Raw genomic sequence first — 24,929 nt, 5'->3', positions numbered from 1 at the left:
TGCCGGCATGCCCGAAACGCCCTCCATCGCGGTCCAGCACCTCCGCAAGGTGTATGGCGAGATCGTCGCGGTCGACGATCTGAGCTTCTCGGCGCCGCGCGGCGCCGTGCTGGGGCTGCTCGGCGGGAACGGCGCGGGCAAGACGACGACCATCGCCATGCTGCTCGGGTTGCTGGAGCCGACCGGCGGCAGCATCGAGATCCTGGGCATCGACATGCTGCGGCGCCGATATGCGGCGCTGCCGCGGATGAATTTCTCCTCGCCCTATGTCGACCTGCCGCATCGCCTGACGGTGCGCCAGAACCTGCAGTTCTACGGCCGGCTCTATGGCGTGAAGGACCTGCGGCACCGCATCGAGGAGATCGCGGAGCACATGCAGGTCTCGGCCTTCCTCGACCGCCCGGCGGGCAAGTTGTCGGCCGGCCAGAAGACGCGCGTGGCGCTGGCCAAGGCGCTGATCAACCGGCCGGACGTGCTGCTGCTCGACGAGCCGACCGCCTCGCTCGACCCCGACACGGCCGACTGGGTGCGCGGCTACCTCGAATCCTACCAGCACGAAACCCACGCCACGATCCTGCTCGCCTCGCACAACATGGCCGAGGTCGAGCGGCTGTGCGACGACGTCATCCTGCTGCAGGCCGGCAAGGTCTTCGAGCGCGGCAGTCCGCGCGAACTGCTGGAGCGGTTCGGCCGCGAGGACATGGAGGAGGTGTTCCTCGACATGGCGCGCGGCCGGGGACGCGGGCTCGATGCGCTCAAGCGCGACGGGAGCACGTCATGACCGGTTCTCTCCAGCGCATCTATGCCCTGGTGCTGCGCCACATCTATCTCTGGCGCAGCTCCGTGATGCGTCTGGTCGATTCGATCTACTGGCCGGCCGTGCAGATGGTGATGTGGGGCTTCATGACCCAGTACCTCCTGCCGCAGGCCTCGTTCGTGGCGCAAGCCGCCGGCGTGCTTCTGTCGGGGCTGCTGCTGTGGGAGGTCGTGGTCCGCGGCAATCTCTCGCTCTCGATCGCCTTCCTGGAGGAGATCTGGTCGCGCAATCTCGGCCATCTCTTCGTCAGCCCGATCCGCTCCTGGGAGTTGGCCGCCGGCATTATCGTCGCGTCGCTGCTGCGTACCCTCCTGGGCATGATCCCGGTGTCGCTGATGGCCTGGGCGTTCTTCGGCTATTCGATCTACACGCTCGGCCTGCCGCTGCTCGCCTTCTTCGTGATCCTGCAGATGTTCTCCTGGTCGATCGGGCTCGCCATGTCGGGCCTGGTCATGCGGGTGGGGCAGAGTGCGGAGAGCTTTGCCTGGGCGGCCGTGTTCGTGCTGATGCCGGTGAGCGGGGTCTACTATCCGATCACCGTGCTGCCGCACTGGCTGCAGGTCATCGCCTGGGGATTGCCGCCGGCCTATATCTTCGAGGGAATGCGCTCCATCATGCTGGAGAAGACGGTCCATTGGGACATGCTGGCGGTCGCTTTTGGCCTGTCGGCCGTCTACCTCGTGATCGGCTTTCAGGTCTTCCAGTGGTTCTTCCGCTCTTCGCGCCGGGCCGGTTCCCTCCTTGGGCAAGGCGAGTAGAATAGGGACGTTTCCGGAGGTGAGTGATGTTCAAGCACGTGATGGTTCCCGCCCTTCTATCGCTCGCCGCCGCAGCGTGTTCGACCGTCGACAAGTTGGGCAGTGAGCCGATTACGCCGCCCAAGCCGGTGCCGGCCTGGTCGAGTGTCTACACTGTCCCCTATGACGCGATGGTGGGGTGCCTTGCGGCCCCGGCGGCCAGCGGCTTCGTGGTCAACATCGAGCCTTCATCGGCGCCTGGCACGACAACGGTCCTGTACGTGCCGCAGAGCGCGCCCCAGGCGGAATCGCGTTACGTCGTGAAGCGCGTGCCCGACGGTACGATCCAGGTCGACTGGATCCGCGTCGGCACGGTGGGTGGTCTCGACTGGCTCGACGTCCAGGCCCGCCAGCGCGCCAATCGCTGCGGCGGGATCGGCTGATCGGCTACCGCGCGTTCAGTACCGCCGTACAGGCCGCCGGCAACTTGGGCCGGTAGGGCTTGGGCGGGGTGGTCGGCGGAACGACCGGCGCCTTGCGGAACCACGAGTCGAGCGCCTCTCCGCAGCCGTCGTCCTGCGCATAGTCGGCCTGCGGCTGGCACTGCGGATTGCCCGGCGGGCAATAGAGGCGGACATGAAAATGCGAGTCGTGCCCGTACCAGGGGACCAGCTTGCGCAGCCAGGAGCGGTCGCCGCCGACCGTCTGACAGAGCCGCTGCTTGATCCACTTGTTGACGAACATGCGGTCCAGGTTCGGCATCTGCGCCGCCGTCCTCAGCAGGAAGACGTGCTGCTCGTTGAAGACCGAGTCGTCGATGCCGCTGTCGTCGGCCAGCACCAGCGAACGCAGGCGTGGATTTTCCCGATCGGCGGGCGTGCGACGTGGTCCGGGCTGGCGCTCGAACCAGATGTCGGCGTCGAGGCCCACCTGGTGGCTGGCATGGCCGGACGGGGCGGGACCGCCGCGCGGCTGGCCGATGTCGCCGATGTAGAGATGGGCCTGGCCGGCGGCCCGGATCTTCTCCGACAGCGTCTTGATGAACTCGATCGTGACCGGCTGGCCCCAATAGCGATTGCGGCTGACCCGGATGGCCTCGTAGCCCGGACCTTCCAGGGGCAGCGCCTGGGCGCCCTGCAGGCATCCGGCGGTATAGAACCCAATGGATTGTGTCGGGCCGGGCGCCGGCGTCATGACGGTGGCCCAGTCGTCGGCGCGGGCCGCGTTCGTCAGGGAAAGGAGAGCCGCGAGGAGCGGAACCGCGAAGCGCATCATCTTGTTGGCACGATAGTCGCTCGCTAAGACTTTGCCCATGGCCGACTACGAGTTCCTCGAGATCGAACGGCAGGGCGCCGTCACCTTCCTGACACTGAATCGCCCGCAGCGGCGCAATGCGCTGACGCACCGGATGATGCTGGAACTGGAGGACGCCTTCGTCGGCGTCGCCAGCGATGCGGCGTGCCGCGTGCTGGTCCTTCGCGGGGCGGGCGGGCATTTCTGCGCCGGCGGCGATCTCGACACGATGGCCGACCTGCCGTCTGTACCGCCCGGTGGCACGGACCCGCTGCTCCCGAGCTATCGCCAGTTCGGCAATGCATTGTTGGCGTTGGAAGCGCTGCCGCAAGCCACCATCGCGGTGGTCGAAGGCTCGGCGGTTGGGGCCGGTTTTGGCATGGCCTGCTGTTCGGATGTCGTGATCCTGCGCGGCGACGCCCGCTTCGGCATTCCCGAACCCAGGGTCGGCTTCATCCCCTCGCAGATCATTCCCTTCCTGGTGCGGCGCCTCGGCGAGGGGCCGGTGCGCGACCTCGCCGTCACCGGGAGGGTCATCGATGCCGCGGAGGCCTACCGTCTCGGGATCGGCCGCCATCTCTGCGCGGCCGGCGCCGAGGTCGAGGTGGCGCTGCAGGGCCTGCTGGATGACGTTCTGAAGATGGAGCCCAAGGCGCTGGCCGTGGCCAAGCGGCTGGTCCTGTCCTGCGCGAAGAAGGATGATCTCGACGTGCTCGACGAGGCGGCGGCCAATCTGGTCGGGCTGCTGCGTCAACCGGAGGCGGCCGAGGGCATCCGGCATTTCATGGCGAAGACGACGCCCTCCTGGGCCAAGAGGTAGACATGCGAAACTATCGCCACATCGAAGTGAGGCCGATCGCGGGGGCGCTGGGCGCTGAAATCCACGGCGTCGACATGGCGCGGGATCTCGATGCGGAGGTCGTGGCCGAAATGCGCCAGGCCTTGCTCGACCATCTCGTGATCTTCCTGCGCGGCCAGACGGTGACTCCGCTGCAGCAGCTGGCCTTTGCGCGGAAGTTCGGCGAACCGGTCGAGTATCCGCAGCTCAAGGGGCTGCCGGAATCGCAGATGATCACGCCGGTGGTGAAGCTCGAACACGAGCGCAACAATTTTGGCGGCATCTGGCACTCCGACACGACCTATCTGCCGGTCCCGCCGATGGGCAGCATGCTGCTGGCGCGCGAGGTGCCGCCGTTCGGCGGCGACACGATGTTCGCCAACCAGTACCTTGCCTACGAGGCGCTGTCGGATGGGCTGAAGGCGACGCTGGATGGCTTGATCGGGGTCAGCTCCTCGGCCAAGGCCGACGTCACCAAGACCCGCGAGGACCGCATGAAAGCGGCCGGTGCCGAGCTGAAGGTGATGACGGCCGAGCATCCGATCGTGCGGACCCATCCGGAAACCGGCCGCAAGGCGCTCTACACGTCAGACGCCCACACCGCGCACATCAAGGGCTGGACCGAGAAGGAGAGCCTGCCGCTGCTGCGCTTTCTGTGGGAGCACCAGACGCGGCCCGAATTCACCTGTCGCTTCCGCTGGGAACCCGGCTCGCTGGCCTTCTGGGACAATCGCTGCGCGATGCACAATCCGATCAACGACTATCACGGCTTCCGGCGCATCATGCACCGGATCACGCTGGCCGGCGACAAGCCGCGATAGGGGGAGAGGGGCATGTCCGGAGCGGGAGGTTTGCTGGCCGTATTGCTGCTGGTCGCGGCCAACGGATTCTTCGTGGCCGCCGAATTCGCGCTGGTGGCCGTGCGTCGCAGCCGCGTCATCGAACTCGCCGCCTCGGGGCGGATCAACGCCAAGGCGCTGGTCCGCGCCCTCGACCATCTCGATTCCAACCTTGCCGCAACACAGCTCGGCATCACCATCTCGTCACTGGCACTGGGCTGGATCGGCGAGCCGGCGATCGCCCACCTGATCGAAGAGCCTCTGGCGCACCTGTGGGGCACGACGGCTGGCATCAGCGCCTACGCGATTGCGGTCGGCATCTCCTTCCTGCTGATCACGGCGCTGCACATCGTGCTGGGCGAGCTGGCGCCCAAGAGCCTCGCGCTCCAGCGCAGCGAGGCGACGGCACTGTGGGTGGTGCGGCCGCTCAGCCTGTTCAGGTGGCTTCTCAGCCCCGCTATCCTCGTGCTGAACGGGATGGGAAATCTCGTGCTGAGATTGTGCGGCCTGCGGCCTGGAACAGGGGAGGAATCCCTGCATTCGCCTGGTGAGCTGAAGCTGCTGGTCGAGGCCAGCCAGGATGCCGGCCTGCTGCAGGACGCCCAGGAAGAGGTCATGGTACGCGCCCTCGAGATCGGCAATCGCCGGATCGGCGAGATTATGACACCGCGCACCGAACTCGACTGGATCGACATGAACGACGGGCATGACGAGATCGTGCGGACGGTGTTGGAAAGTCCCTACGAGCAGATGCTCGTAGGCCAGGGCAGCATCGACAATCTGCTGGGCACCGTCACCAAGACGGAGCTGTTGAACCAGACGCTGCGCGGCGGCGCGATCGATCCGGGCGCGGTGGTCGCCGTGCCGCTGATGGTCCACGAGGCCATGCCGATCTTCAAGGTGCTGGAGCAGTTCAAGAAGTCGCCGGTGCGGCTCGCGGTGGTCGTCGACGAGTATGGTGGCATCGAGGGAATCGTCACGCAGGCCGACCTGCTGGAAGCATTGGCCGGCGACCTCCCGGAGGCCGTGGGCGAGGACCCCGACGTCTACGAGCGCGAGGACGGCTCGCTGCTGATAGACGGCATGGCGCCGGTGCACGCGACCCTCGACCGGCTGCAGCTCAAGAAGCTGCCGGTCAGCACCAGGTTCCATACGATCGCCGGCTTTGCGTTGGCCCAGCTCGGGCACCTGCCGGTGGCCGGCGAGCAATTCACCTACGAGGACTGGACCTTCGAGATCGTCGACATGGACGGGCGGCGCATCGACAAGCTCCTCGTGCGCCGCACGCCGACTCTCGAGGCCTGACCGTCAGCGCGCCGACGGGGGCGACAAGGTCAGCGTGCCGATGGCGCTGCGGGCCGTCTCGGCGCGGGTGCCGCCGATGTTGATGTAGGCGAGCTCCTGCCAGGGTTCGACGAAGTTGCGGGCCCATGGCGACAGCATGTTTCCGGACTGTCCGAGCGGCGTCGCGAAACGGCTGTTCTCGAGATCGCTGAAATCGTAGATGCCGCGATAGCCGGCGCCGTGAACGGCGTCGAAGGGCCGGTCGCCGCGGAACGAGGGCGAGGCCCGGTTGAGCGTCTGGTTGCCGCCATCCGACGGGTAGCGGACCGAGGCGAGGTCGCGCAGCAGGGGAATGCCGTCGAACAACGGGTGGCGATGCACGGCCAGATGCTCTCGACCCCATTGCCACTTGGTCATGTCGGGCCCCTGGCGCCGTGCGATCCAGTCGAGCGCCCGGTCCAGAGCCAGGGCGATCGCGTCCTCGCAGGACTCGGTCTGGCGAGTGCCGCCATCGTCGCACCAGCCCGGCTTGTCGCGCAGGATGCGCACCAGCAGGGGGACGTTGGGCACGGCCAGGGAGGCGTAAAGATCCTGGCCCAGTTCGTCGCCCAACAGTCCCTTCTGGAGTTCTGCGAGCCAGGCATCGTAAATCAGCGGCTCGGGCCGGCTCGCCAGCATGAACATGTTCCACCGCGCGAGCCGCTCGCGGGCCTGGGCGGCGCGGGCGTTGCGCGGCGTGCCCTTCAGCAGGTAGGGCAGCATCTCCGCGGCGTCGAGCGTGAGATTGTCGGCCTGCATGACGATCATGCCGTAGACCGGATGCCGCTGGACCTCGCCGAGCAGTTGCGCGGCGCGGCGCTGGCGATAGGGTTCGGCCCAGTCCCGGCTGATGAAGTGACGGTAGTCGTCAGGCACGAGCCGGCCGTTGGCGTTGACGATCACGCCGACCCCCGGATTGTAGACTCTCGGCAGGTCGTCGAACGGCACGTAGCCTGCCCAGTCGAACTCCGAGGTCCAGCCCGGCACCGGCATCGAGCCGTCGCCCTTGCGTCGGATCGGCACACGTGCCGGCGAGATCAGGCCGATGTTCCCCGACGTGTCGGCATAGACCATGTTCTGCATCGGGGAGACGATGCGCCGGGCCGCCGCCAGGAAATCCTCCCAGTTCTGCGCCGAGCCGATGCGGGCGAAGCCCTCGGCAGAAGTGTCGGCGCCGTCGAGGGCGGTGGCCTGTAGTGCCAGGACATGTCCCTGCGGCGTGAGATTGTCGCCGCGGCGGACGAAGTCGTCGATTACTGGTCCGTGCCGTGTCTCGCGCACGCGCATCGTGATCGGATCGCCCCAGGCGACCTTGATCGTCTCGTCGCGCACTGCGAAGGGGCGGGCGCCGTCGGGCGTGATGTAGCGGTTGGGGTCGGTCGGATCGACGCGCTCGACGAAGACGTCCTGGCTGTCGAGGTTGGTGGTCGTGAAGCCCCAGCCGATGGTGCCGTTGTGGCCCAGCACCACGGCGGGCGATCCTGGCGAGGTGGCGCCGCGGATGTCGAAGCCCGGACCGACCAGGCGGGCGAGGTACCAGACGCCGGGGAAGGAGAATCCGAGATGCGGGTCGTTGGCGAGAAGGGGACGTCCCGACACCGCATGGGCGCCCGACAGGACCCACTCGTTCGAGGCCTCGCGCTTGCGCGTCACCTCGTTGTCGGTACCGCGGAAGATACGGTCGAGGTCGATGTCCTTGGTCGCCGCCATGACCATCGACAGGGTCGAATCCTTGCTGTCGCCGGACGGCTCGATCAGGAATTTCACCCCGTCCTCGCCGATCTTCTGAGAGAGGCGCAGGCGGAGAAGCTCGGCCCGCCAGTTGCCGTCGAGGCCGAGTGCCATGAGCTTGGCCCAGACCAGCGAATCGGCCGGGCGCCATGGCTCGGGGCGGTAGCGTCCGCCGGACAGGAGCTTGATCAGCGAGAGTTCCAGACCGTACTGCTGGGCATCGTTTGAAATCCAGGCATTCACGCCCGCCGCATACGCCTCCAGCCGGGTGCGCATCGCGGGCGAAAGCGCGCCCACGCTCTCCGTGGCGCGACGGTAGACGCCCAGACCGCGCATCGTGCGGTCGCTGTCGACCAGGCCCTGGCCGACCACGGCCGGCGGTACGAGTTCCGCCAGACGTCCCTGGCCGATGCGGCGCATGAGCTCCATCTGCCAGAACCGGTCCTGGGCATGGACATAGCCCAGGGCGAAGGACGCGTCCTCGATCGATCCCGCGATGATGTGCGGTACGGCATTCTTGTCGCGCAGGATCTCGACCGGAGCCTTGAGGCCTGTCGCCTCGAGCTGGCCGGCATAGCTTGGCAGGGCCCCGCGCACATGGAAGTAGGTGCCGGCCACGAAGACCGCGAGAGCCAGCGCCGTACCGAGCAGGAACTTTCCGAGAAAGGCTGCGACGCGGACCAACAGCCTCACCGGCTCAACCGCCCAAGGAGGAGAGGATCGCGTCGCGGTCGGCGTCGAGGTCCGGCGCGGCCGGGCGGGTGGTCGGATCGGGGAAGGCCGACATCTTCAGCGGATTGCCTGCCAGTTTCAGCGTGCCGCCGCTGCCATCCGGTACATCGACCAGCATGTTGCGCGCCGCGACCTGAGGATGCTCAATCGCCTGTGCGATGTTGTTGATCGGACCGCACGGCACGCCGCCCTTGGACACGACGCCGATCCAGTGCTCGGTCGTGTTGGTTTTCAGGACCGACTCGATTTCCTCTTTCAGCTTCTTCTGGCTCTTCTGGCGTAGCGCGTTCGACTTGTAGGCGGGATCGGTCGCCATGTCGGACCGGCCGAGCGCCTCGCACATCTTGATGAACAGGCTGTCGTTGCCCGCTGCGATGATCATCGAGCCGTCGGAGGTGGCGAAGGCTTCGAAGGGGGTGATGGTCGGGTGCCGCGCACCGAGCGGACCGGGGATTTCCTTCTCGACCGTGTAGCGCATGATCGCGTTTTCGAGCAGCGCGAGCTGGCAGTCGAACATCGCGATGTCGACCTTGGTGGACTCTCCGGTCTTGAGACGGTGGACGAGCGCCGCATTCACGGCGACGGCGGTGTAGAGCCCGGCGCCGATGTCGCCGATCGACATGCCCACGCGGCTCGGCGGCTGGCCCTCGTTGCCGGTGATGCTCATCATGCCGCCCTGGCCCTGCATGACCATGTCATAGGCGGGATCCTTGGAGTTCGGGCCAGTGTGGCCGAAGCCCGACGCCGAGGCGTAGATCAGCTTGGGATATTTGGCGTGCAGCGTCTCCCAGCCATAGCCCAGCTTCTCCATGGTGCCGGGGCGGAAATTCTCGACGACGACGTCGGCCTTCTCGAGCAGCTTCTCGAAGATCTTGCGGTGCTCGTCGTTCTTGAGGTCGAGCGCAATGCTCTCCTTGCCGCGGTTCACCGAGGCGAAATAGGTCGACTTGCCGTTGACGAAGGGACCGTAGGCGCGGGCGTCGTCGCCCCCCTTGGGCGGCTCCACCTTGATTACCCGGGCGCCCATTTCGGCCATCAGAAGGGTACAGTAGGGGCCCGCCAGGATGCGGGAGAGATCGACGACGAGAATGCCCGACAGCGGGCCCTTGATATTCTGGGTCATGTCCGGTTCTTAGCCAGTGGATCGCCGCGAATCCAGCCACACATTGACCGCTGCCGCCGAGATCACGATGACGCCACCGAACAAGGTGAGATCGTCCGGCTTTTCGCCATCGAACAGCCACACCCAGACCGGTCCCAGCACCAGTTCGAGCAGTCCGAGCAGGGCGGCCTGCGCCGCCGGGATGCGCCGGAGGCTCGCCATGTAGAGCAGCAGCCCGACCGCGAGCTGCCCTGGGCTCAGGGCAAACAGCCACGGAAGCTGCGCCCAGGTGACGTTCTCGGGGTGGGCGAAGGGCAGCGCCACCAGGCCGGAAATCAGGCCGGCCAGCCAGATCGAGGGCGTCATGCCGATGTCGCGCCGATGGCGGACCACGACGTAGTTGCCGCTCATGCACAACACGACGATGAAGGCGACGGCCATACCCGCGAGGGCGCCGGGCTGCAGGGAGCCGGCGACGCTGATCGCCAGGCCGGCGACCGCCGCGAGCATGGCAAGGACGGTGTGGCGGTGCAGCGGCTCGCGCAGGAACAGGCGCGCCGCAATGGCGGTGATGAAGGGCGTGGCGCCGAACATGATCAGCACGTTGGCGACCGGCGCCAGCCCCAACGCCAGGATGAAGCTCACGAAGCTGCCCGCGAGCAGGACGGCGCTGAGCAGCAGCGCGGGTCCGCCATTGCGGATGTCGATCATCACCTGCCGGCGTTGCCAGATCAGCAGCGGCAGCATGGTGCCGACGAGGAGGGCGGAGCGCCAGAAGGAGACGTCCCAGGCGGGGAGGTCGATCCGTCGCACGATGACTCCCGCCGTGCTGAAGGCAATGGCGGCGGCGACGGCGAAGAGCACTCCGAGCAGAGAGGAACTTGGCAAGGTAGCGAGCGTTTTCATCCGAACCAAAGTGTGAATACGGACCCCCCGTGCCCCCGTCCATCGATTCCCTCGATTTGCCGCCATTCAAGCCACGGTTTCCGTGGTGGGGCCCCGATCTCCAGACCATCGCCATACGGCTGACGTCGGCCCGCGTGTGCGATCTCGCACCGCATACGAGCGAGCGCATGGCTTTTGCGATGGGCGACCGCACCGGCGACATTCTGCTCGGCATGCTCGACCATCCGGTCGAACCGGTGGTGGAGCGTCCGCTGGCGGTCCTCATTCACGGGCTGACCGGGAGCGAGAACAGCGCCTACATGCTGAATGCAGCACGTCACCTGCTGGACGGGGGATATCGCGTCCTGCGGCTCAATCTGCGCGGTTGTGGGCCTTCGCGGCCACATTGTCGCGAGCATTATCACGTCGGCCGGACCGCCGATTTTCGCCGTGTTCTGTCCCAGCTTCCAGAGGACCTGACGGGCAACGGCATTGTTGCCATCGGCTATTCGCTGGGCGGTGCCATGCTGCTCAAGTATCTGGGCGAGGAAGGGTCCTTCTCGCCGCTGCGCGGTGCGGCAACGATCTGCGCGCCGATTGATCTGGCGCGGACCTGCAAGCACATGATGCGGGCGCGCAACTGGCTCTATCACACGTATCTGCTGAACGACATGAAGGCGGAAGCGCTGGCGCCCGGCGCGCTGACCTCGCCCGAAGAGCGCGAGGTCATCCGGTCGGCCCGCAGCGTGTGGGAGTACGACGACAGGTTCATCTCGCCGCGCTACGGCTTCCGCGGTGCCGAAGATTACTACGAACTCTGCTCGCCGCTGGCCTTCATGCCCGAGATTCGCGTTCCGACGATGGTCATTGCCTCGTGCGACGATCCGTGGATTCCCGTCGAATACTATCGCGAGTTCAATTGGTCCGAGAATCCGTCGCTGGTGCCGCTGATGCCGCCCGCCGGTGGGCATATCGGCTTCCATGCGCATGACAGTGCGCGGCCCTGGTGCGACCTTGCCGTGGAGAAATTCTTCGACCGGCTTGATATCATCGAGGCGTGAGCCTCGACCTCCCGCCGTTCCGTCCGCGTTTCCCCTGGTGGGGCCCCGATCTCCAGACTCTCGCCAATTTCCTGAGGCCGCCCCCGAAAGAGCTGGCGCCGCATACGTCGGAGCGGCTGACCGTCGAACTGCGCGATGGGACGGGCGATCGGCTGGCCTGCATGCTGGACCGCCCGTCGGTGCCGGCGCCGAACAAGCCCCTCACGATCCTGATCCACGGACTGACCGGATCACAGGAGAGTTCCTATGCGATCAGCATGGCCCGTTGTCTGCTGGACGCCGGAGAGCGTGTCCTGCGGGTGAACCTGCGGGGAGCGGGGCCGTCGCGCGCGACCTGCGCTGGCCAGTACTATGCCGGCCGGAGCCAGGATTTTCGCAACCTTCTGGCGAACCTCCCCACTGGACTGAAGACGGACGGCGTCCGGGCCGTCGGCTATTCGCTCGGGGCAGCGATGCTGCTTAAATATCTGGGTGAGGAGGGCGAGGCCGCTCCCGTCCTCGCCGCGGCGGCGATCTCGGCACCGATCGACCTGTCTGCGACCTGCAGCCGGATGCTTCAACGGCGCAACGCTGTCTATCATCGCCACCTCCTTCGACAGATGAAGGTCGAGGCCACGGCACCGGGTGCGCGCCTGGAGGAAAGCGAGAGGTCCGCCATTCTCGGATCCCGCACCATCCGGGAGTACGACGACGTCTTCATCGCGCCGCGTCACGGGTTCGCCGGGGCGGACGATTACTACGAGCGCTGCAAGCCGGTTCGCTTCATGGGAAGGATCCGCGTGCCAACCCTGGTGCTGGCGGCGCTGGACGATCCGTGGATTCCGGGCGTGCTCTACAGCCGCTACGATTGGATGAGCAACAAGGCACTGGTACCTTTGCTGCCGAAGCAGGGTGGGCATGTCGGCTTCCACGGCACGGGCTGCCGGCTTCCCTGGAGCGACCGGGCCGCAGCACAGTTTTTCGAGGTCAAGTCCGCATGACGCGACAAGAGGGCGGACTGGACGCCTTGAACTTCTTTCTGGCCGACGTCCGTGACGGGCTGGGACCCTATCTCGCCATCTATCTTCTCACGGTCCAGAAGTGGGACGCCGCCAGCATCGGCCTCGTCATGTCGATCGGCGGCGTCGCGACGATCCTGGCCCAGACGCCGGCGGGCAACTTCATCGACGTCACCCGCTACAAGCGCGCCGCAATCATCGTCGCGGCGCTCCTCGTGACCGCCTGTTGCCTCGCCCTGCCGATCGCTCCCGGTTTCCTGCCCGTCGCGATCGCCCAGTCTCTGGCCGGTGTTGCGAGTTCGATCTTCGCGCCGGCGATCGCGGCGATCACGCTGGGCATCATGGGGCCACGGGCATTCACGCGGCGCACGGGCCGCAACGAGGCTTTCAACCACGCGGGCAACGCGGTCGCCGCCGTCATTGCGGGGGCGGGCGCCTACGTCATGGGTCCGATCGCAGTCTTCTATCTGATGGCCGGCATGGCCATCGCCAGTGTCGCCGCGACCCTCGCCGTGCCTGGCAGTTCCATCGATCACGACGTGGCCCGTGGTCTGGATGACGGCAGCCATCATGGTCATGCCAGGCCTGCCGGCCTGTCGGTCCTGCTGGAGAACCGGCCGCTGCTGATCTTTGCCGGCTGCGTCGTGCTGTTCCACTTCGCCAATGCGGCGATGTTGCCGCTCGTCGGCCAGAAGCTCGCCCTGGCCAATGAGGGACTGGGAACGACGCTGATGGCGGCCTGCGTCGTCATCGCCCAGCTCGTCATGATACCTGCCGCCTTGATTGTCGGTGCCAAGGCCGACGATTGGGGACGCAAGCCGCTGTTCCTCGCCGGCTTCCTGATTCTGACGCTGCGGGGGGCGCTCTACCCGCTCTCGGACGATCCCTACTGGCTGGTGGGCGTCCAGGCGCTGGATGGCGTTGGCGCCGGCATTTTCGGTGCGCTGTTTCCGGTTGTGGTCGCAGACCTGACGCGTGGTACCGGCCGATTCAACGTCAGCCAGGGCGCCATCGCGACGGCGCTGGGGCTCGGGGCGGCGCTCAGTGCGACTTTTGCCGGACTGATCGTCGTGACGGCCGGCTACTCGGCGGCGTTCCTCGCCCTGGCCGGGATCGCGGGCATCGGCCTGCTGATCTATGCCGCCTCCATGCCCGAAACCAGGCCTCATTCAGGACATGATGCGGCGGTGATCATCGGGCAGGCGAGGCCGTCGTGAGGAAAATGCGAGATGGGTGAGGCGGAGCCAATGGTGATGATCGTGGGCGTGGCCTGTTCGCTGGTCGCACTCGTCCTGGCATGGCGAGCCTACCGCGGCGCGTCGGAAGAGCAGGAACGCCGCAGGCGCGAGCGCGAGGATCGCGACCAGCGCTAGGACAGGACCAGCGGTTCGGTGGGCGGCCCGTCGTGCAGAAGGGCAGCGAAGCGGGTGCCGAGGTCGGTAGGTTCGAAGCGCTCGGTCGAAGCGGCGATCTCGTCGGCCGTCCACCAGCGATGGCCGAGCGTCCAGCTTCGTTCCTTCTCGTCGAGCCCCGACGTGTCGATCTCGCTGCGGTCGGTGCGGGCCAGGAAGAAACGCTCCCGGTGCAGAACCTCCTTGCCGCGCCAGCTCATGATCCGCTCGCGCTTCCAAATCCAGCGGGGCGTGTCGATCACCGGCAGCTTGGTCTCTTCGCCCGCCTCTCGCACCGCGGCCTGCGCATAGTCCTCGCCCGGATCGACCATGCCGCCGATCATCACCCAGAAGGGATCGAAGAAGGGTTTGGCCGGATCGAAGACCTGGGGATCGTGGACGTTGAACAGGAACAGCCGGTCCTGCGGATCGAGCAGGATCAGCCGGGCCGAGGGACGCTCAATCATTTGGATTTGAGCAGCCGTGCCGCGTCGATCGCGCCATAGGTCAGGATGCCGTCGCAGCCGGCCCGCTTGAAGCCGGTCAGCGTCTCGATCAGCACCTTGTTCCAGTCGAGCCAACCGCGATCGGCGGCACCTCTCAGCATCGCGTACTCGCCGCTCACCTGATAGGCGTAGGTCGGCACGCCGAACGTGTCCTTCACGCGCCGCACGATGTCGAGGTAGGGGAGGCCAGGCTTCACCATCACCATGTCGGCGCCTTCCTCGATGTCGAAGCCCACTTCGCGCAGGGCCTCGTCCGAGTTGGCATAGTCCATCTGGTAGGTCTTCTTGTCGCCCTTCAGCGCGCCGGAGCTGCCGATGGCATCGCGGAACGGATTGTAGAAGGCCGACGCATACTTGGCGGCATAGGACATGATCTGCTCGCGCTGGAAGCCCCTGGCGTCGAGGGCCGCGCGAATGGCGCCGATGCGGCCGTCCATCATGTCCGAGGGCGCCTGGATGTCGGCGCCGGCCTCGGTCTGGACGATCGCCTGCTTGACCAGCGCCTCGACCGATTCATCGTTCAGGATGCGACCGTCGCGCACGATGCCGTCATGGCCATCGCTGTTGAACGGGTCGAGCGCCACGTCGCAGACGATCCCGATGTCCGGAACCGCCTTTCTGACCGCCGTAATGGCGCGGCAGACGAGATTGCCCGGATTGTAGGCCTCGCGCGCGTCCGGCGTTTTCGCCTTCGGGTCGGTCTCCGGGAAGATCGCGACGGCGGGAATGCCGAGGTCGCGGGCTTCCCTGGCCGCTTCCGCGAACAGGTCGATCGAAAGACGATCGACGCCCGGCATGGAGGCGACCGGCGTGCGGCTGTTCTGGCCCTCCTGGACGAAGACCGGCCAGATCAGGTCGTCGACCGAGAGCTTGTTCTCGGCGACCAGGCGACGGGACCATTCCTCGCCGCGGTTGCGGCGCAGGCGGGTCGTGGGATAGCGGCCGAGGGTCGTGAAACGGGCAGACATGAATGGCCTTATCGCGCGAACGGGTAGGGGCCGCAATGCGGCTCCTTTTCCTGCAGAAAGCCGGCGCCAGAGTTGATACGGTCCCGTCGATGGATTTCACGCTTTCAGAAGACCAGCAGGCCTTCCGCGATACGGCCCGGCAGTTCGCGACCGACCGCATGCTGCCGCACGCCGCGCGCTGGGATGCCGAGAAGATTTTTCCGGAGGAGGTGCTGCGGGAGGCCGCTTCCCTCGGCTTCGGCGGCATCTACGTGCGCGACGATGTCGGCGGCAGCGGCCTCGGCCGGTTCGATGCGGCCCTCATCATGGAGGAGCTTTCGGCGGCCTGCCCCAGCACGGCGGCCTACATCTCCATCCACAACATGGCGGCGTGGATGATCGACGCCTTCGGCGACGACGACCAGCGCCGGCGCTTCCTGCCCAGGCTCTGCTCCATGGAGCATTTCGCCAGCTACTGTCTGACCGAACCGGGCGCCGGCTCCGACGCGGCAGCGTTGGCGACAAGGGCGGAGCTGCAAGGCGATCACTATGTGCTGAACGGCAGCAAGGCCTTCATTTCGGGCGGTGGGCGCAGCGACATCTACGTGGTGATGCTGCGCACCGGCGGCCCGGGCGCCAGCGGCGTCTCGACCCTGGTGGTCGAAGCGGGGACGCCCGGCCTCTCGTTCGGCAAGCAGGAGAACAAGCTCGGCTGGAACAGCCAGCCGACGGCCTCGGTGATCTTCGAGAATTGCCGGGTGCCAGTGGCCAACCGGCTCGGGCCGGAAGGCCACGGCTTCAAGATCGCGATGATGGGTCTCGACGGCGGACGCATCAATATCGGCGCCTGCTCGCTGGGCGGCGCGCGCGCCTGCCTCGAGACGGCCTCGCGCTACGTGGTGGAGCGCAAGCAGTTCGGCAAGCCGCTGGCCGACTTCCAGGCCACGCAATTCAAGCTCGCCGATATGGCGACCGAGCTCGACGCCGCGCGGCTCCTGATCTGGCGGGCGGCCTCGCTGCTGGACGCCAAGTCGCCCGAGGCGACGCAGGCCGCGGCCATGGGCAAGCGCTTCGCGACGGATGTGGGCTTCCGCGTGGTCAACGAGGCGCTGCAATTGCATGGCGGATACGGCTACTTGAAGGATTTCCCGCTGGAGCGCTATCTCCGCGACCTGCGCGTGCACCAGATCCTCGAAGGCACCAACGAGATCATGCGCGTGATCATTTCCCGCCGTCTGTTGATGAGTTGAAAGCATGTCCGAAGCTGAAATTCTGTTCGATGTGAAGGATGGGCTGGGCGTCATGACGCTCAACCGCCCGAAGGTCCTCAACTCCCTGTCGCACGGCATCATCCTCGAGATGGAAAGGGTCATGCCGGAGTGGGAGAAGGATCCTTCCGTCAAGGCGGTGGTGCTGCGCGGCGCCGGCGACCGGGCCTTTTCTGCCGGCGGCGACGTGGCGGGCCTCTATCGCGAGATGCGAGACAATCCGTCGGGCACGCTGCGGCGCGACTTCTTCCGCGACGAGTACATCGTAAACCGTCGCATCTACCGCTACGCCAAGCCGTGGATCTCGTTGATCGACGGCATCAACATGGGCGGCGGTGTCGGCCTTTCGGCGCACGGCTCGCACTCGGTGGTGACGGAGAAGTACCTGTTCGCCATGCCCGAGACGACGATCGGCCTCTTCCCCGATGTCGGCGGCGGCTATTTCCTGACACGCCTGCCGGGCGCCCTGGGCACGTTCCTCGCACTCACCAGCTATCGCCTCAAGGCAGCGGACGCGGTGTGGGCGGGCATTGCCAACGCCTTTGTGCCCAGCGCGAAGATCGACGAGCTGCAGGCCGCCCTTGGCGCGGCGGACCTGTCTGGCCCGCGCGCCGACGAGAAGGTCGATGCCGTGATCGCCCGCTTCCAGGCGGATGCCGGCGAGCAGACGCTGCCGGCGCTGATGCCGGAGATCGACCGCTGCTTCTCAGCCGAGACGCTCCAGGAGATCGTCGCCAAGCTGAAGAAGTCGAACAGCGAGTTCGCGCAGAAGCAGCTTGCCGCGCTCATGAAGCTCTCGCCGCTCTCGATGGCGATCACGCTGGCGCAGCTCAAGGCCTGCGCCAACCGCTCGTTCGAGGACACGATGACGATCGAGTACCGCATGTCGCAGCGTTGCATGCAGAAGGGCCACGATTTCTTCGAGGGCGTGCGCGCCCTGCTGATCGACAAGGACCAGAAGCCCCAATGGAATCCGCCGACGATCGACGGCGTGACGGCGGCGATGGTCGAGGAGCATTTCAGGCCGGTGTCGAACGACCTGTTCTTCGACTAAGCCCGAAACAAACCAAACGGAGGAAGCCATGGCGAAAATCGCCTTCATCGGTCTCGGCAACATGGGCGGCCCGATGGCCGCCAACCTGGCAAAGGCGCAGCACCACGTCGTAGCGTTCGACCTGTCGGACGCGGCCGTGGCAAGCGCGGTCGAGAAGGGGGCGCACAAGGCTTCCTCCGCGGCGGAAGCGGTGAAAGGCGCGGAAATCGTCGTCACCATGCTGCCGGCCGGCAAGCATGTCCGCGAGGTCTATGAGAAGGACGTCCTGCCCAACGTCGCCAGGGGCACCTTGCTGATCGACTGTTCGACCATCGACGTGGAAAGCGCGCGCCACGTCGCGGCACTGGCGGACAAGGCCGGGATGGACATGGTTGACGCACCGGTCTCCGGCGGTGTCGGCGGCGCCACTGCGGGCACGCTCACCTTCATGGTCGGCGGCAGCGAGGCGTCGTTCGCCAAGGCGAAGCCGATCCTCGAGAAGATGGGCAAGAACATCGTTCTCGCCGGCACGAGCGGCGGCGGCCAGGCGGCGAAGATCTGCAACAATATGATCCTCGGTGTCTCCATGATCGCCGTCAGCGAGGCCTTCATGCTGGCCAAGCGGTTGGGTCTCGACGCGCAGAAGCTGTTCGACGTAGCCTCCACCGCGTCGGGCCAGTGCTGGTCGCTGACCAACTACTGCCCGGTGCCGGGCCCGGTGCCAGCCTCGCCCGCAAACCGTGACTACCAGGCGGGCTTCACGGCGGCGATGATGCTGAAGGACCTGATGCTGGCCCAGCAGGCGGCCAACGCCGCCGGCGCCAGCACGCCGCTGGGTGCGGAAGCCGCCCAGCTCTTCAACCTGTTCGTGAACTCCGGCAACGGCGCCAAAGACTTCTCCGGCATCATCAAGATGCTGGACGGCAAGTGAGGCCCGCATGATCACCCTCTATGACCTTGCGTTCGAGGACGATCGGCGTCCCAGTCCCTTCTGCTGGCGCACCAAGTTCTCCCTGGCCCACAAGGGGCTCGACTTCACCAGCGTGCCGGTGGGCTTCACGGAGAAGGAGAAGATCGCCTTCGCTGATTCCAAGACCGTGCCGGTGATCAAGGACGGTGAGAAGCCGGTCAAGGACAGCTGGGCCATCGCGGTCTATCTCGACGACATGTACCCGGAGAGGCTGCTGCTGAAGAGCGAGATGGGCCGCTCCTATGCGCGCTTCATCAACGGCTGGACGGACACGGTGGTCAATGCCGGGATTTTCCCGCTGATCATCGGCGACCTGTACGATCGCGTGCGGCCCGAGGACAAGGAGTACATCGCCCAATCGCGCGGGGCGCGCCTGGGCACGACGGACTTCGCGTCCTTCCAGACGAAGGCCCGTGAGAAGGGGCTGGCGGCCTTCCGTGCCGCGCTCGAGCCTGCACGCCGGGCGTTGCGTGAACAGAAGTTCCTGTCGGGCGCCGAGGCCGCGTACCCGGACTACATCCTCGCCGGCACCTTCATGTGGCCGCGCACCGTCAGTCCGATCGAACTGCTGGAGAAGGACGATCCGGTCCATGCGTGGCGCGAGCGCATGCTCGATCTCTTCGACGGGATGGCCCGCAAGGCCAAGGCTGCCTGATGCCGGACACTGATACGAAGCCGTTCGATCCTGCCGAGCATCGTTTCGGCCCGGCCCACTGGTTCGAGGATCTCGAGGTCGGCCAGAAATTCTACATCAACTCGCGTACCCAGACCGAGGCGCTGTTCTCGGCCTTCCAACTCGCCAGCGGCGACAATCATCCGATCCACTACGATCGCGAATACTGCAAGGCACTGGGCCACCGGGAGATGCTGGCGCATGGTCTGCAGGTCGCCATCCAGGGCGCGGCCGGGGGCGGCATCTTCCCGCATTTCGTGGGCGAGTCGCTGATCGGCTTCCTCGAGCAGTCGTCGCGGTTCCTGAAGCCGGTCTATGTTGGCGACACGCTCTACCCGATGCTTCAGGTCACCGAGCTGAAGCCCGGGCGCACGACCGGTGTGGCCGTGCTGAAACTCACCATCCACAACCAGAAGGGCGAACTGGTGTGCGACGGCGAGCACAAGTATCTTTTGAAGAAGAAGCCGCAATAGAGACGGCAGGAGGAGAGAGTATGATCGGCGTCATCGCGAAACTGACCATCAAGCCCGGCACCAACGGCGACTTCGAAGCGACCATGAAGGCGCTTCAGGCCAAGGTTCACGCCGACGAGCCTGGCAACAAGCTCTATGCGCTGCACAAGACCGCGGACGTTAACGTCTATGTCATGCTGGAGCGCTACGAGGATCAGGCGGCGCTGGAGGCCCATCGCGCGGCGCCGCACTTCAAGGAACTCGGCCGCAAGCTCGGCGACTATCTCGCCGGCCGTCCCGACGTTCAGGCGATGGAAGAAGTCTGAACGACTTAAGGGACGAGTGAGCGCATGGAGGGCTTTTTCCGCCGCCATACCAAGCCAGGCACGGCTCCCGGCACGCTGTCCGGGCGCGCGCCGATTCCAGACGAAGCGCTCGACTTTACCTTGGTCGAGTACACGGCGGACGAGCTCGAAGTGCTGCACGAGGTGGAAGTGGACCAGTGCCGCTTTCATCTCGGCACGCCCGGGCACACGTGGATCGACGTCGGTGGGCGGCCCAGCTCGGAAATGCTGCGCAATCTCGGCATGGCGTTCAACCTGCATCCGCTGGCGCTGGAGGACGTGTTCCATTCGAACCAGCGCAGCAAGCTCGACCTTTACGAGGGGCAGGGCTTCATCGTCCTGAACGACCCGGCCTACGAAGACTGCATGCTGAAGGGCCGTCAGGTCAGCATCTTCTTCGGCGACAACTACGTCATCTCCTTCCACGACGTGAAGGCCGATATCTTCAAGCCGGTCCGTGACCGCATCCAAACCGCGGGTTCGCGGCTTCGCATGTTCGGCATCGACTACCTCGTCTATGCGCTGATCGATCTCGTGGTCGACCGCAAGTTCCCGTTGATCGAGGCCCTGTCGACGCATCTCGAGGAACTGGAAGAGGAGGCGCTCGATCATCCGACCAAGGACACGCTGGCGCATATCCATCAGGCCCGGCGGGCGCTCGTGGCTTTCCACCGCATCCAGTGGGCGGAGCGCGAGACGGTGCTGGCGGTGATGCGGCCGGATGTGCCCTTCATCATGCCCGAGACTCGGACCTATCTGCGCGATTGCTTCGACCATGCCGTGGCGGTGCTCGACCTGGTCGAGAGCTACCGCGAAATGGCGAACAGCCTGATGGAAGTCTACCTCATGGACTCGTCCAACCGGATGTCCGAGGTCATGAAGACCATGGCGGTGATCACCGTGTTCTTCATGCCGCTCAGCTTCCTCGCCGGCATCTACGGCATGAATTTCGACCGCGACACCGGCAACATGCCGGAGCTCGGGTGGAAATACGGCTATGATTTATTCTGGGTGATGGTCGTGGTCATCGTGACGTCCATCTTCCTGTGGCTGAAGCGCAAACGCTGGATTTGAGACTGCCATGACCTACCGGATCTACGGTTCCGAACTGTCGCCCTACTCGGTGAAGGTGCGGTCCTTCTTCCGTTACAAGAACCTCGATCACGAATGGATCCCAAGGTCACCGTCGGTCCAGGCCGAGTTCCAGAAATACGCCAAGCTGCCGCTCGTGCCGCTGGTGGTGACGCCGGAAGGAGAGGGCATCCAGGATTCGACGCCGATCCTCGAACGCTTCGAGGCATCGCATCCCGAACCGTCCGCAACGCCCGCAGATCCCGCGCTCGCCTTCGTCTCGGCGCTTCTCGAGGAGTATGGCGACGAGTGGGGCAATAAATGGATGTTCCACTACCGCTGGCGCTACCAGCCCGACGTCTGGTCGACGGCGGAGCGAATTGCCCAGCAGATGATGGGTGCGCAGGGCACGCTTGCCGTGGCGCAGGCCCGCGCGGCCGTGGCCGAGCGCATGATGGGCCGGCTGGGATTCGTGGGCTCGAACGAACGGACGCAGCCTGTGATCGAAGCGTCGTTCGCGGCGTCACTGGCTCTGATCGAGGCACATCTCGCGTCGCGGCCCTACCTGCTGGGCGGCCGGCCGGCGATGGCCGATTTCGGCCTGTGGGCACAGTTCTATGAAGCGGCGACCGATCCGACGCCGGGCGCGATCATGCGGGCATCTGCGCCGAACGTGATGGCTTGGATACAGCGCATGCTGTCACCCCGGGCGGAAGGGGAGTTCGAGTCGCTGTCGGCCCTCGTGCCGACGCTGATGCCGCTTCTGCGCGAGGAGGTCGGCGCGCTGTTCCTGCCCTGGTCGGCAGCCAATGCGGGCGCGATCGCAGGCGGCGAGAAGAACTTCACCCTGAGCCTCTGCGGCGCGGAGTGGACGCAGGAGCCGCAGAAGTACCATGCACGCTCGCTGGCCGAGATCCGGCGCAAGTATGTGACAGCGACGGGCGCGGCGGGCCTCGAGCCGCTGTTGGCAGAGACCGGGTGCCTGAAAGTTCTCGCCGGTTAGCCGACAACCTGGGCCGCAGGCCTGGCGGGATCTCAAGCGCTCAAGCAGTCGCGCTTACTCTGCCCTGTAAATATGAGGTTGTGCGCGACGTCGGCCGCTCATTAGGATGCGTGCGACAGAAGGCGGGGCAGAGTTGCGTACAGGCACCGGAAATGGCGAGCATGTCGGCGTTCACGAGCTGGTAAAGCGCTACGGCGATGTCGCCGCCGTGGACGGGGTGACGTTCGGTGTCCGTGCCGGAGAATTCCTCGCTCTGCTGGGACCCTCGGGGTCCGGCAAGACGACAATCCTCATGAACATTGCTGGCTTCGACTTTCCGGACTCCGGGCGCATCGAGATCGGCGGGCAGGACGTAACCTGGACGCCGTCCCACAAGCGCAACCTGGGGATGGTGTTCCAGCGCTACACCCTGTTCCCGCACATGACGGTGCTGGACAACATCGCCTTTCCGCTCCGCATGAGGAAGATCGGTCGGGCCGAGCGCGAGGAGCGGGCGCGCGCGGCGCTGAGGACGGTGCGCCTCGATGGGTATGGCGAGCGCAAGCCCGCCCAGCTGTCGGGCGGCCAGCAGCAGCGCGTCGCGATGGCGAGGGCCGTGGTGTACAATCCCGAAGTGCTGCTGATGGACGAGCCGCTCTCCGCGCTCGACAAGAATCTGCGGGAGGAAATGCAGATCGAGATCAAGCATCTGCAGCGCGAACTGGGCGTGACGGTGATATTCGTCACCCACGACCAGACCGAGGCCCTCACCATGGCCGACCGCATCGCCGTGCTCGATCTCGGCAAACTGCAGCAACTCGATACGCCCAAGGCACTGTACGAACAGCCCACCTCCGCCTTCGTCGCAGGGTTCATCGGCGAGACAAATTTCTGGCCGGCGGTCGCTTCGGGCGACGCCCCGGCCGGAGCCGAGGTCGGCGTCACCCTCGAGGGAGGGGAGCGAGCGAGCGTCACGGCCGCGGATGCCCTGCGGGCCGGGCAGAAGGTCAAGGTGGCGATCCGCCCCGAGAACATCCGCCTCGCCGGTGACGGTGCCGGTCTGCAGGCCACGGTCGAAGAGGCCATCTATGCCGGCAGCGTCACGACGCTTCTGCTGCGCAGCAAGGGCCCGACGCTGCGCGTGCGGGTCGGGCTCGACGGTTCGCTCGGCGAGCCGCAGCCGGGCACTCCCTTCGCCTTGGGCTGGCAGACGCGCCACGCCCGCGCCTACGCCGCATGACGGCCCGGCCGTCACGCTTCATGCTGGGGGGCCGGACCTACAGTCCCGCCGCAAGCCTGTTGCTTGCGACGCCGTTCCTGCTGGTCCTGATGCTCGCGTTCCTGCTGCCACTGGGCATGCTGTTGCGCGAGAGCCTGTTCGTGCCGTCCTTCACGGTCGAACATTATCGCCGGGTGTTCGACGAGCCCGTCTATCTCCGGGTGATGTACCGCACGATCAGGATATCGGCGCTGGTGACGCTGATCAGCCTGCTGCTCGGCTATCCCTTGGCGGCCATGATGGCGCGCACGCGCGGGCTGGTGCTCAACCTGCTGCTGGTCGCTGTTCTGCTGCCGCTCTGGACCTCGGTGCTGGTGCGCACCTATGCTTGGCTCGTGTTGCTGCAGCGCAACGGCGTCGTCAACGACCTGCTGACCGGCCTCGGCCTCGTGGACGCGCCCATGCAGCTCCTGCGCACCGAGGGCGCCGTCGTGCTGGCGATGAGCCATGTGCTGCTGCCGTTCGTGGTGCTGCCGCTCTATGCCACCCTGCGCGCCATACCGGACGATTATGCGCGGGCCGCCCGGATGCTGGGCGCCAACGGCTTCGCCGTGTTCCGCCACGTCACCCTGCCGCTGTCGATGCCCGGCATCACGTCCGGGTGCGTGATGGTGTTCCTGCTGGCGCTGGGCTTCTTCGTAACGCCCGCGCTGATCGGCGGCCCGCAGCAGATGATGCTGGCCACGCTCGTTCAGCAGCAGGTCACCGAACTGCTGAACTGGCCCTTTGCCGGCGCCATCATCGGTGTTCTGCTGCTCGCCGTGCTCGGGCTGATGATTGTTTTCCATCGCGTCATCCGGCTCGACCGGTTCGTGGGGCAGGCGTGAGACGGCGGTCCGAACTGACGGCAGGACGGCTGGCGGCAAACGCCATTGCCTACGGCGTCGCCATCTTCCTGCTCGTGCCGACGGCGTTGATCGTGCCGATGTCGTTCGGCCCCGATCGCTACCTCAAGTTCCCGCCCTCGGGTTTCACGCTCGAATGGTACGCGGCCTACTTCTCCGACCGGGACTGGCTTGACGCCACCTTCTTCAGCCTGCGCATCGCGGTGCTGACGTCGATCGTCGCCACGGTCGTTGGCGCGCTTGTGTCGCTGGCCCTGGTGCGCGGCCGGCTTCCCGGCAAGCCTGTGTTCGAGTTGCTGGTGGTGGGCCCGGTGATCGTGCCCAACATAGCGATCGCCATCGCCACCTACCTGGTGTTCGACGGGCTGAAGCTCACGGGCACGACGCTTGGCTTCGTTGCGGCCCATACCGCGCTCGCGATGCCGTTTGTCGTGTTCACGATCCTGGCGTCGCTGCATCGCTACGACGCCGACCTCGAGCGTGCTGCGCTGTCGTGCGGTGCCAGTCCGCTGCAGGCCTTCACCTGGGTCACGCTGCCTCAGATATCGCCAGGCATCGTCTCGGCAGCGCTTTTCGCCTTCATCATCTCTTTCGACGAGCCGGTGATCTCGTTCTTCATTTCGGACCTCGATCATCGCTCGCTACCGCGCAAGATGTTCGAGGACATCGACTACAATGTCTCGCCGACCCTGGCCGCCGTGGCCACGGTCCTGACCGGGCTTACCGTACTGGCTCTGGTCGTCGGTCATTTCGCTGGCCGCGGCCGGCAGGCCTCGCCCGTCGCGCGCAGGCCGACTTCCGGGAACTGAACA

General features: G+C 66.1%; 27 protein-coding genes. 21 read left to right on the top strand and 6 right to left on the bottom strand.

Annotation, left to right across the window (positions count from 1 at the left end; all coding sequences use genetic code 11):
- Positions 1-7: 7 nt before the first annotated feature.
- From ACT6UX_RS13385 to ACT6UX_RS13375, 3 genes are read left to right on the top strand one after another with little or no spacing between them, the layout of a single operon-like run.
- Positions 8-781 carry an ABC transporter ATP-binding protein gene (locus ACT6UX_RS13385; RefSeq protein WP_444775652.1) on the top strand — a complete coding sequence of 258 codons (774 nt, stop codon included), beginning with the start codon at positions 8-10 and terminating at the stop codon, positions 779-781.
- A complete protein-coding gene (locus ACT6UX_RS13380) occupies positions 778-1,575 on the top strand; it encodes an ABC transporter permease (RefSeq protein WP_444775651.1) in 798 nt (265 codons plus the stop codon). The genes ACT6UX_RS13385 and ACT6UX_RS13380 overlap by 4 nt, the downstream gene beginning before the upstream one ends.
- A 26-nt stretch (positions 1,576-1,601) precedes the next feature.
- Positions 1,602-1,997, top strand: coding sequence for a hypothetical protein (locus ACT6UX_RS13375; RefSeq protein ID WP_444775650.1), 396 nt, complete (start codon positions 1,602-1,604; stop codon positions 1,995-1,997).
- Positions 1,998-2,001: 4 nt separating this feature from the next.
- Here ACT6UX_RS13375 and mepA read toward each other — a convergent pair whose 3' ends face one another.
- The gene (gene mepA, locus ACT6UX_RS13370) at positions 2,002-2,868 is read right to left on the bottom strand and encodes a penicillin-insensitive murein endopeptidase (protein WP_444775649.1); all 867 of its coding nucleotides are present in this window, start codon (positions 2,866-2,868) and stop codon (positions 2,002-2,004) included.
- Between mepA and ACT6UX_RS13365 the strand changes: the two genes are divergently transcribed.
- The 3 genes from ACT6UX_RS13365 to ACT6UX_RS13355 are packed head-to-tail and all read left to right on the top strand — an operon-like array spanning position 2,867 to position 5,829.
- The gene (locus ACT6UX_RS13365) at positions 2,867-3,667 is read left to right on the top strand and encodes an enoyl-CoA hydratase/isomerase family protein (protein ID WP_444775648.1); all 801 of its coding nucleotides are present in this window, start codon (positions 2,867-2,869) and stop codon (positions 3,665-3,667) included. The genes mepA and ACT6UX_RS13365 overlap by 2 nt on opposite strands.
- 2 nt (positions 3,668-3,669) lie before the next feature.
- On the top strand, positions 3,670-4,506 hold the full coding sequence (locus ACT6UX_RS13360) for a TauD/TfdA dioxygenase family protein (protein WP_444775647.1): 837 nt from the start codon (positions 3,670-3,672) through the stop codon (positions 4,504-4,506).
- 12 nt (positions 4,507-4,518) lie between these two features.
- On the top strand, positions 4,519-5,829 hold the full coding sequence (locus ACT6UX_RS13355; RefSeq protein ID WP_444775646.1) for a hemolysin family protein: 1,311 nt from the start codon (positions 4,519-4,521) through the stop codon (positions 5,827-5,829).
- Positions 5,830-5,832: 3 nt separating this feature from the next.
- Here ACT6UX_RS13355 and ACT6UX_RS13350 read toward each other — a convergent pair whose 3' ends face one another.
- Genes ACT6UX_RS13350 through ACT6UX_RS13340 form a run of 3 tightly spaced genes read right to left on the bottom strand, consistent with a single transcriptional unit; the run spans position 5,833 to position 10,300 of the window.
- A complete protein-coding gene (locus ACT6UX_RS13350; RefSeq protein WP_444775645.1) occupies positions 5,833-8,271 on the bottom strand; it encodes a penicillin acylase family protein in 2,439 nt (812 codons plus the stop codon).
- A 4-nt stretch (positions 8,272-8,275) separates the two neighbouring features.
- On the bottom strand, positions 8,276-9,433 hold the full coding sequence (locus ACT6UX_RS13345) for a CaiB/BaiF CoA transferase family protein (RefSeq protein WP_444775644.1): 1,158 nt from the start codon (positions 9,431-9,433) through the stop codon (positions 8,276-8,278).
- 9 nt (positions 9,434-9,442) lie between these two features.
- Positions 9,443-10,300 (bottom strand): DMT family transporter, encoded by an 858-nt coding sequence (locus ACT6UX_RS13340; protein WP_444775643.1) that lies wholly within the window; start codon positions 10,298-10,300, stop codon positions 9,443-9,445.
- A gap of 47 nt (positions 10,301-10,347) precedes the next feature.
- On the opposite strand from ACT6UX_RS13340, the gene ACT6UX_RS13335 reads away from it, so the two are divergent.
- From ACT6UX_RS13335 to ACT6UX_RS13320, 4 genes are read left to right on the top strand one after another with little or no spacing between them, the layout of a single operon-like run.
- Positions 10,348-11,358: a YheT family hydrolase gene (locus tag ACT6UX_RS13335; RefSeq protein ID WP_444775642.1), complete on the top strand. Its 1,011-nt coding sequence runs from the start codon at positions 10,348-10,350 to the stop codon at positions 11,356-11,358.
- Positions 11,355-12,338, top strand: a complete 984-nt coding sequence (locus ACT6UX_RS13330) for a YheT family hydrolase (RefSeq protein ID WP_444775641.1) — start codon at positions 11,355-11,357, stop codon at positions 12,336-12,338. Before ACT6UX_RS13335 ends, ACT6UX_RS13330 begins: the two co-directional genes overlap by 4 nt.
- Positions 12,335-13,573, top strand: coding sequence for an MFS transporter (locus ACT6UX_RS13325; protein WP_444775640.1), 1,239 nt, complete (start codon positions 12,335-12,337; stop codon positions 13,571-13,573). Before ACT6UX_RS13330 ends, ACT6UX_RS13325 begins: the two co-directional genes overlap by 4 nt.
- Before the next feature lie 12 nt (positions 13,574-13,585).
- The gene (locus tag ACT6UX_RS13320; RefSeq protein WP_444775639.1) at positions 13,586-13,729 is read left to right on the top strand and encodes a hypothetical protein; all 144 of its coding nucleotides are present in this window, start codon (positions 13,586-13,588) and stop codon (positions 13,727-13,729) included.
- Here ACT6UX_RS13320 and ACT6UX_RS13315 read toward each other — a convergent pair.
- Entirely contained in the window at positions 13,726-14,214 is a 489-nt protein-coding gene (locus ACT6UX_RS13315; protein ID WP_444775638.1) for an NUDIX hydrolase, read from the bottom strand. The two genes, ACT6UX_RS13320 and ACT6UX_RS13315, sit on opposite strands and share 4 nt — an antisense overlap.
- Positions 14,211-15,221 carry a porphobilinogen synthase gene (gene hemB / locus ACT6UX_RS13310; RefSeq protein ID WP_444775637.1) on the bottom strand — a complete coding sequence of 337 codons (1,011 nt, stop codon included), beginning with the start codon at positions 15,219-15,221 and terminating at the stop codon, positions 14,211-14,213. The genes ACT6UX_RS13315 and hemB overlap by 4 nt, the downstream gene beginning before the upstream one ends.
- A gap of 89 nt (positions 15,222-15,310) precedes the next feature.
- Here hemB and ACT6UX_RS13305 point away from each other — a divergent pair, with 89 nt between their 5' ends.
- The 11 genes from ACT6UX_RS13305 (at position 15,311) to ACT6UX_RS13255 (ending at position 24,926) form a co-directional block, all read left to right on the top strand.
- Positions 15,311-16,450: an isobutyryl-CoA dehydrogenase gene (locus tag ACT6UX_RS13305; protein ID WP_444775699.1), complete on the top strand. Its 1,140-nt coding sequence runs from the start codon at positions 15,311-15,313 to the stop codon at positions 16,448-16,450.
- A 4-nt stretch (positions 16,451-16,454) separates the two neighbouring features.
- The gene (locus ACT6UX_RS13300; protein ID WP_444775636.1) at positions 16,455-17,522 is read left to right on the top strand and encodes an enoyl-CoA hydratase/isomerase family protein; all 1,068 of its coding nucleotides are present in this window, start codon (positions 16,455-16,457) and stop codon (positions 17,520-17,522) included.
- Positions 17,523-17,550: 28 nt separating this feature from the next.
- On the top strand, positions 17,551-18,432 hold the full coding sequence (mmsB, locus tag ACT6UX_RS13295) for a 3-hydroxyisobutyrate dehydrogenase (RefSeq protein ID WP_444775635.1): 882 nt from the start codon (positions 17,551-17,553) through the stop codon (positions 18,430-18,432).
- A 7-nt stretch (positions 18,433-18,439) separates the two neighbouring features.
- On the top strand, positions 18,440-19,126 hold the full coding sequence (locus ACT6UX_RS13290; protein WP_444775634.1) for a glutathione S-transferase N-terminal domain-containing protein: 687 nt from the start codon (positions 18,440-18,442) through the stop codon (positions 19,124-19,126).
- Positions 19,126-19,617, top strand: a complete 492-nt coding sequence (locus ACT6UX_RS13285) for a MaoC family dehydratase (protein WP_444775633.1) — start codon at positions 19,126-19,128, stop codon at positions 19,615-19,617. The genes ACT6UX_RS13290 and ACT6UX_RS13285 overlap by 1 nt, the downstream gene beginning before the upstream one ends.
- A gap of 20 nt (positions 19,618-19,637) precedes the next feature.
- Entirely contained in the window at positions 19,638-19,922 is a 285-nt protein-coding gene (locus ACT6UX_RS13280) for a putative quinol monooxygenase (RefSeq protein ID WP_444775632.1), read from the top strand.
- A gap of 24 nt (positions 19,923-19,946) precedes the next feature.
- Positions 19,947-21,014: a magnesium/cobalt transporter CorA gene (gene corA, locus ACT6UX_RS13275; RefSeq protein ID WP_444775631.1), complete on the top strand. Its 1,068-nt coding sequence runs from the start codon at positions 19,947-19,949 to the stop codon at positions 21,012-21,014.
- A gap of 7 nt (positions 21,015-21,021) precedes the next feature.
- Positions 21,022-22,014, top strand: coding sequence for a glutathione S-transferase family protein (locus ACT6UX_RS13270; protein WP_444775630.1), 993 nt, complete (start codon positions 21,022-21,024; stop codon positions 22,012-22,014).
- A 106-nt stretch (positions 22,015-22,120) separates the two neighbouring features.
- On the top strand, positions 22,121-23,233 hold the full coding sequence (locus ACT6UX_RS13265; RefSeq protein WP_444775629.1) for an ABC transporter ATP-binding protein: 1,113 nt from the start codon (positions 22,121-22,123) through the stop codon (positions 23,231-23,233).
- Complete coding sequence (locus ACT6UX_RS13260) at positions 23,230-24,099, top strand: ABC transporter permease (protein WP_444775628.1); 870 nt, start codon at positions 23,230-23,232, stop codon at positions 24,097-24,099. Before ACT6UX_RS13265 ends, ACT6UX_RS13260 begins: the two co-directional genes overlap by 4 nt.
- Positions 24,096-24,926, top strand: coding sequence for an ABC transporter permease (locus tag ACT6UX_RS13255; protein ID WP_444775627.1), 831 nt, complete (start codon positions 24,096-24,098; stop codon positions 24,924-24,926). The genes ACT6UX_RS13260 and ACT6UX_RS13255 overlap by 4 nt, the downstream gene beginning before the upstream one ends.
- The last annotated feature ends 3 nt before the right edge of the window (positions 24,927-24,929 follow it).

This window comes from Reyranella sp. (assembly GCF_052439685.1).
Classification (GTDB): Bacteria; Pseudomonadota; Alphaproteobacteria; order Reyranellales; family Reyranellaceae; genus Reyranella.
The sequence above is the reverse complement of the archived record's forward strand: the minus strand, read 5'-3'. Positions and strand labels throughout refer to the sequence as shown.

Excerpts from the sequence above, each read along its gene's own strand:
- ACT6UX_RS13385 (WP_444775652.1), top strand. The coding sequence starts at position 8 with ATGCCCGAAACGCCCTCCATCGCGGTCCAGCACCTCCGCAAGGTGTAT.
- ACT6UX_RS13380 (WP_444775651.1), top strand. The coding sequence starts at position 778 with ATGACCGGTTCTCTCCAGCGCATCTATGCCCTGGTGCTGCGCCACATC.
- ACT6UX_RS13375 (WP_444775650.1), top strand. The coding sequence starts at position 1,602 with ATGTTCAAGCACGTGATGGTTCCCGCCCTTCTATCGCTCGCCGCCGCA.
- ACT6UX_RS13365 (WP_444775648.1), top strand. The coding sequence starts at position 2,867 with ATGGCCGACTACGAGTTCCTCGAGATCGAACGGCAGGGCGCCGTCACC.
- mepA (WP_444775649.1), bottom strand. The coding sequence starts at position 2,868 with ATGGGCAAAGTCTTAGCGAGCGACTATCGTGCCAACAAGATGATGCGC.
- ACT6UX_RS13360 (WP_444775647.1), top strand. The coding sequence starts at position 3,670 with ATGCGAAACTATCGCCACATCGAAGTGAGGCCGATCGCGGGGGCGCTG.
- ACT6UX_RS13355 (WP_444775646.1), top strand. The coding sequence starts at position 4,519 with ATGTCCGGAGCGGGAGGTTTGCTGGCCGTATTGCTGCTGGTCGCGGCC.
- ACT6UX_RS13345 (WP_444775644.1), bottom strand. The coding sequence starts at position 9,433 with ATGACCCAGAATATCAAGGGCCCGCTGTCGGGCATTCTCGTCGTCGAT.
- ACT6UX_RS13325 (WP_444775640.1), top strand. The coding sequence starts at position 12,335 with ATGACGCGACAAGAGGGCGGACTGGACGCCTTGAACTTCTTTCTGGCC.
- ACT6UX_RS13320 (WP_444775639.1), top strand. The coding sequence starts at position 13,586 with ATGGGTGAGGCGGAGCCAATGGTGATGATCGTGGGCGTGGCCTGTTCG.
- ACT6UX_RS13315 (WP_444775638.1), bottom strand. The coding sequence starts at position 14,214 with ATGATTGAGCGTCCCTCGGCCCGGCTGATCCTGCTCGATCCGCAGGAC.
- hemB (WP_444775637.1), bottom strand. The coding sequence starts at position 15,221 with ATGTCTGCCCGTTTCACGACCCTCGGCCGCTATCCCACGACCCGCCTG.
- ACT6UX_RS13305 (WP_444775699.1), top strand. The coding sequence starts at position 15,311 with ATGGATTTCACGCTTTCAGAAGACCAGCAGGCCTTCCGCGATACGGCC.
- ACT6UX_RS13300 (WP_444775636.1), top strand. The coding sequence starts at position 16,455 with ATGTCCGAAGCTGAAATTCTGTTCGATGTGAAGGATGGGCTGGGCGTC.
- mmsB (WP_444775635.1), top strand. The coding sequence starts at position 17,551 with ATGGCGAAAATCGCCTTCATCGGTCTCGGCAACATGGGCGGCCCGATG.
- ACT6UX_RS13290 (WP_444775634.1), top strand. The coding sequence starts at position 18,440 with ATGATCACCCTCTATGACCTTGCGTTCGAGGACGATCGGCGTCCCAGT.
- ACT6UX_RS13285 (WP_444775633.1), top strand. The coding sequence starts at position 19,126 with ATGCCGGACACTGATACGAAGCCGTTCGATCCTGCCGAGCATCGTTTC.
- ACT6UX_RS13280 (WP_444775632.1), top strand. The coding sequence starts at position 19,638 with ATGATCGGCGTCATCGCGAAACTGACCATCAAGCCCGGCACCAACGGC.
- corA (WP_444775631.1), top strand. The coding sequence starts at position 19,947 with ATGGAGGGCTTTTTCCGCCGCCATACCAAGCCAGGCACGGCTCCCGGC.
- ACT6UX_RS13270 (WP_444775630.1), top strand. The coding sequence starts at position 21,022 with ATGACCTACCGGATCTACGGTTCCGAACTGTCGCCCTACTCGGTGAAG.
- ACT6UX_RS13265 (WP_444775629.1), top strand. The coding sequence starts at position 22,121 with ATGCGTGCGACAGAAGGCGGGGCAGAGTTGCGTACAGGCACCGGAAAT.
- ACT6UX_RS13260 (WP_444775628.1), top strand. The coding sequence starts at position 23,230 with ATGACGGCCCGGCCGTCACGCTTCATGCTGGGGGGCCGGACCTACAGT.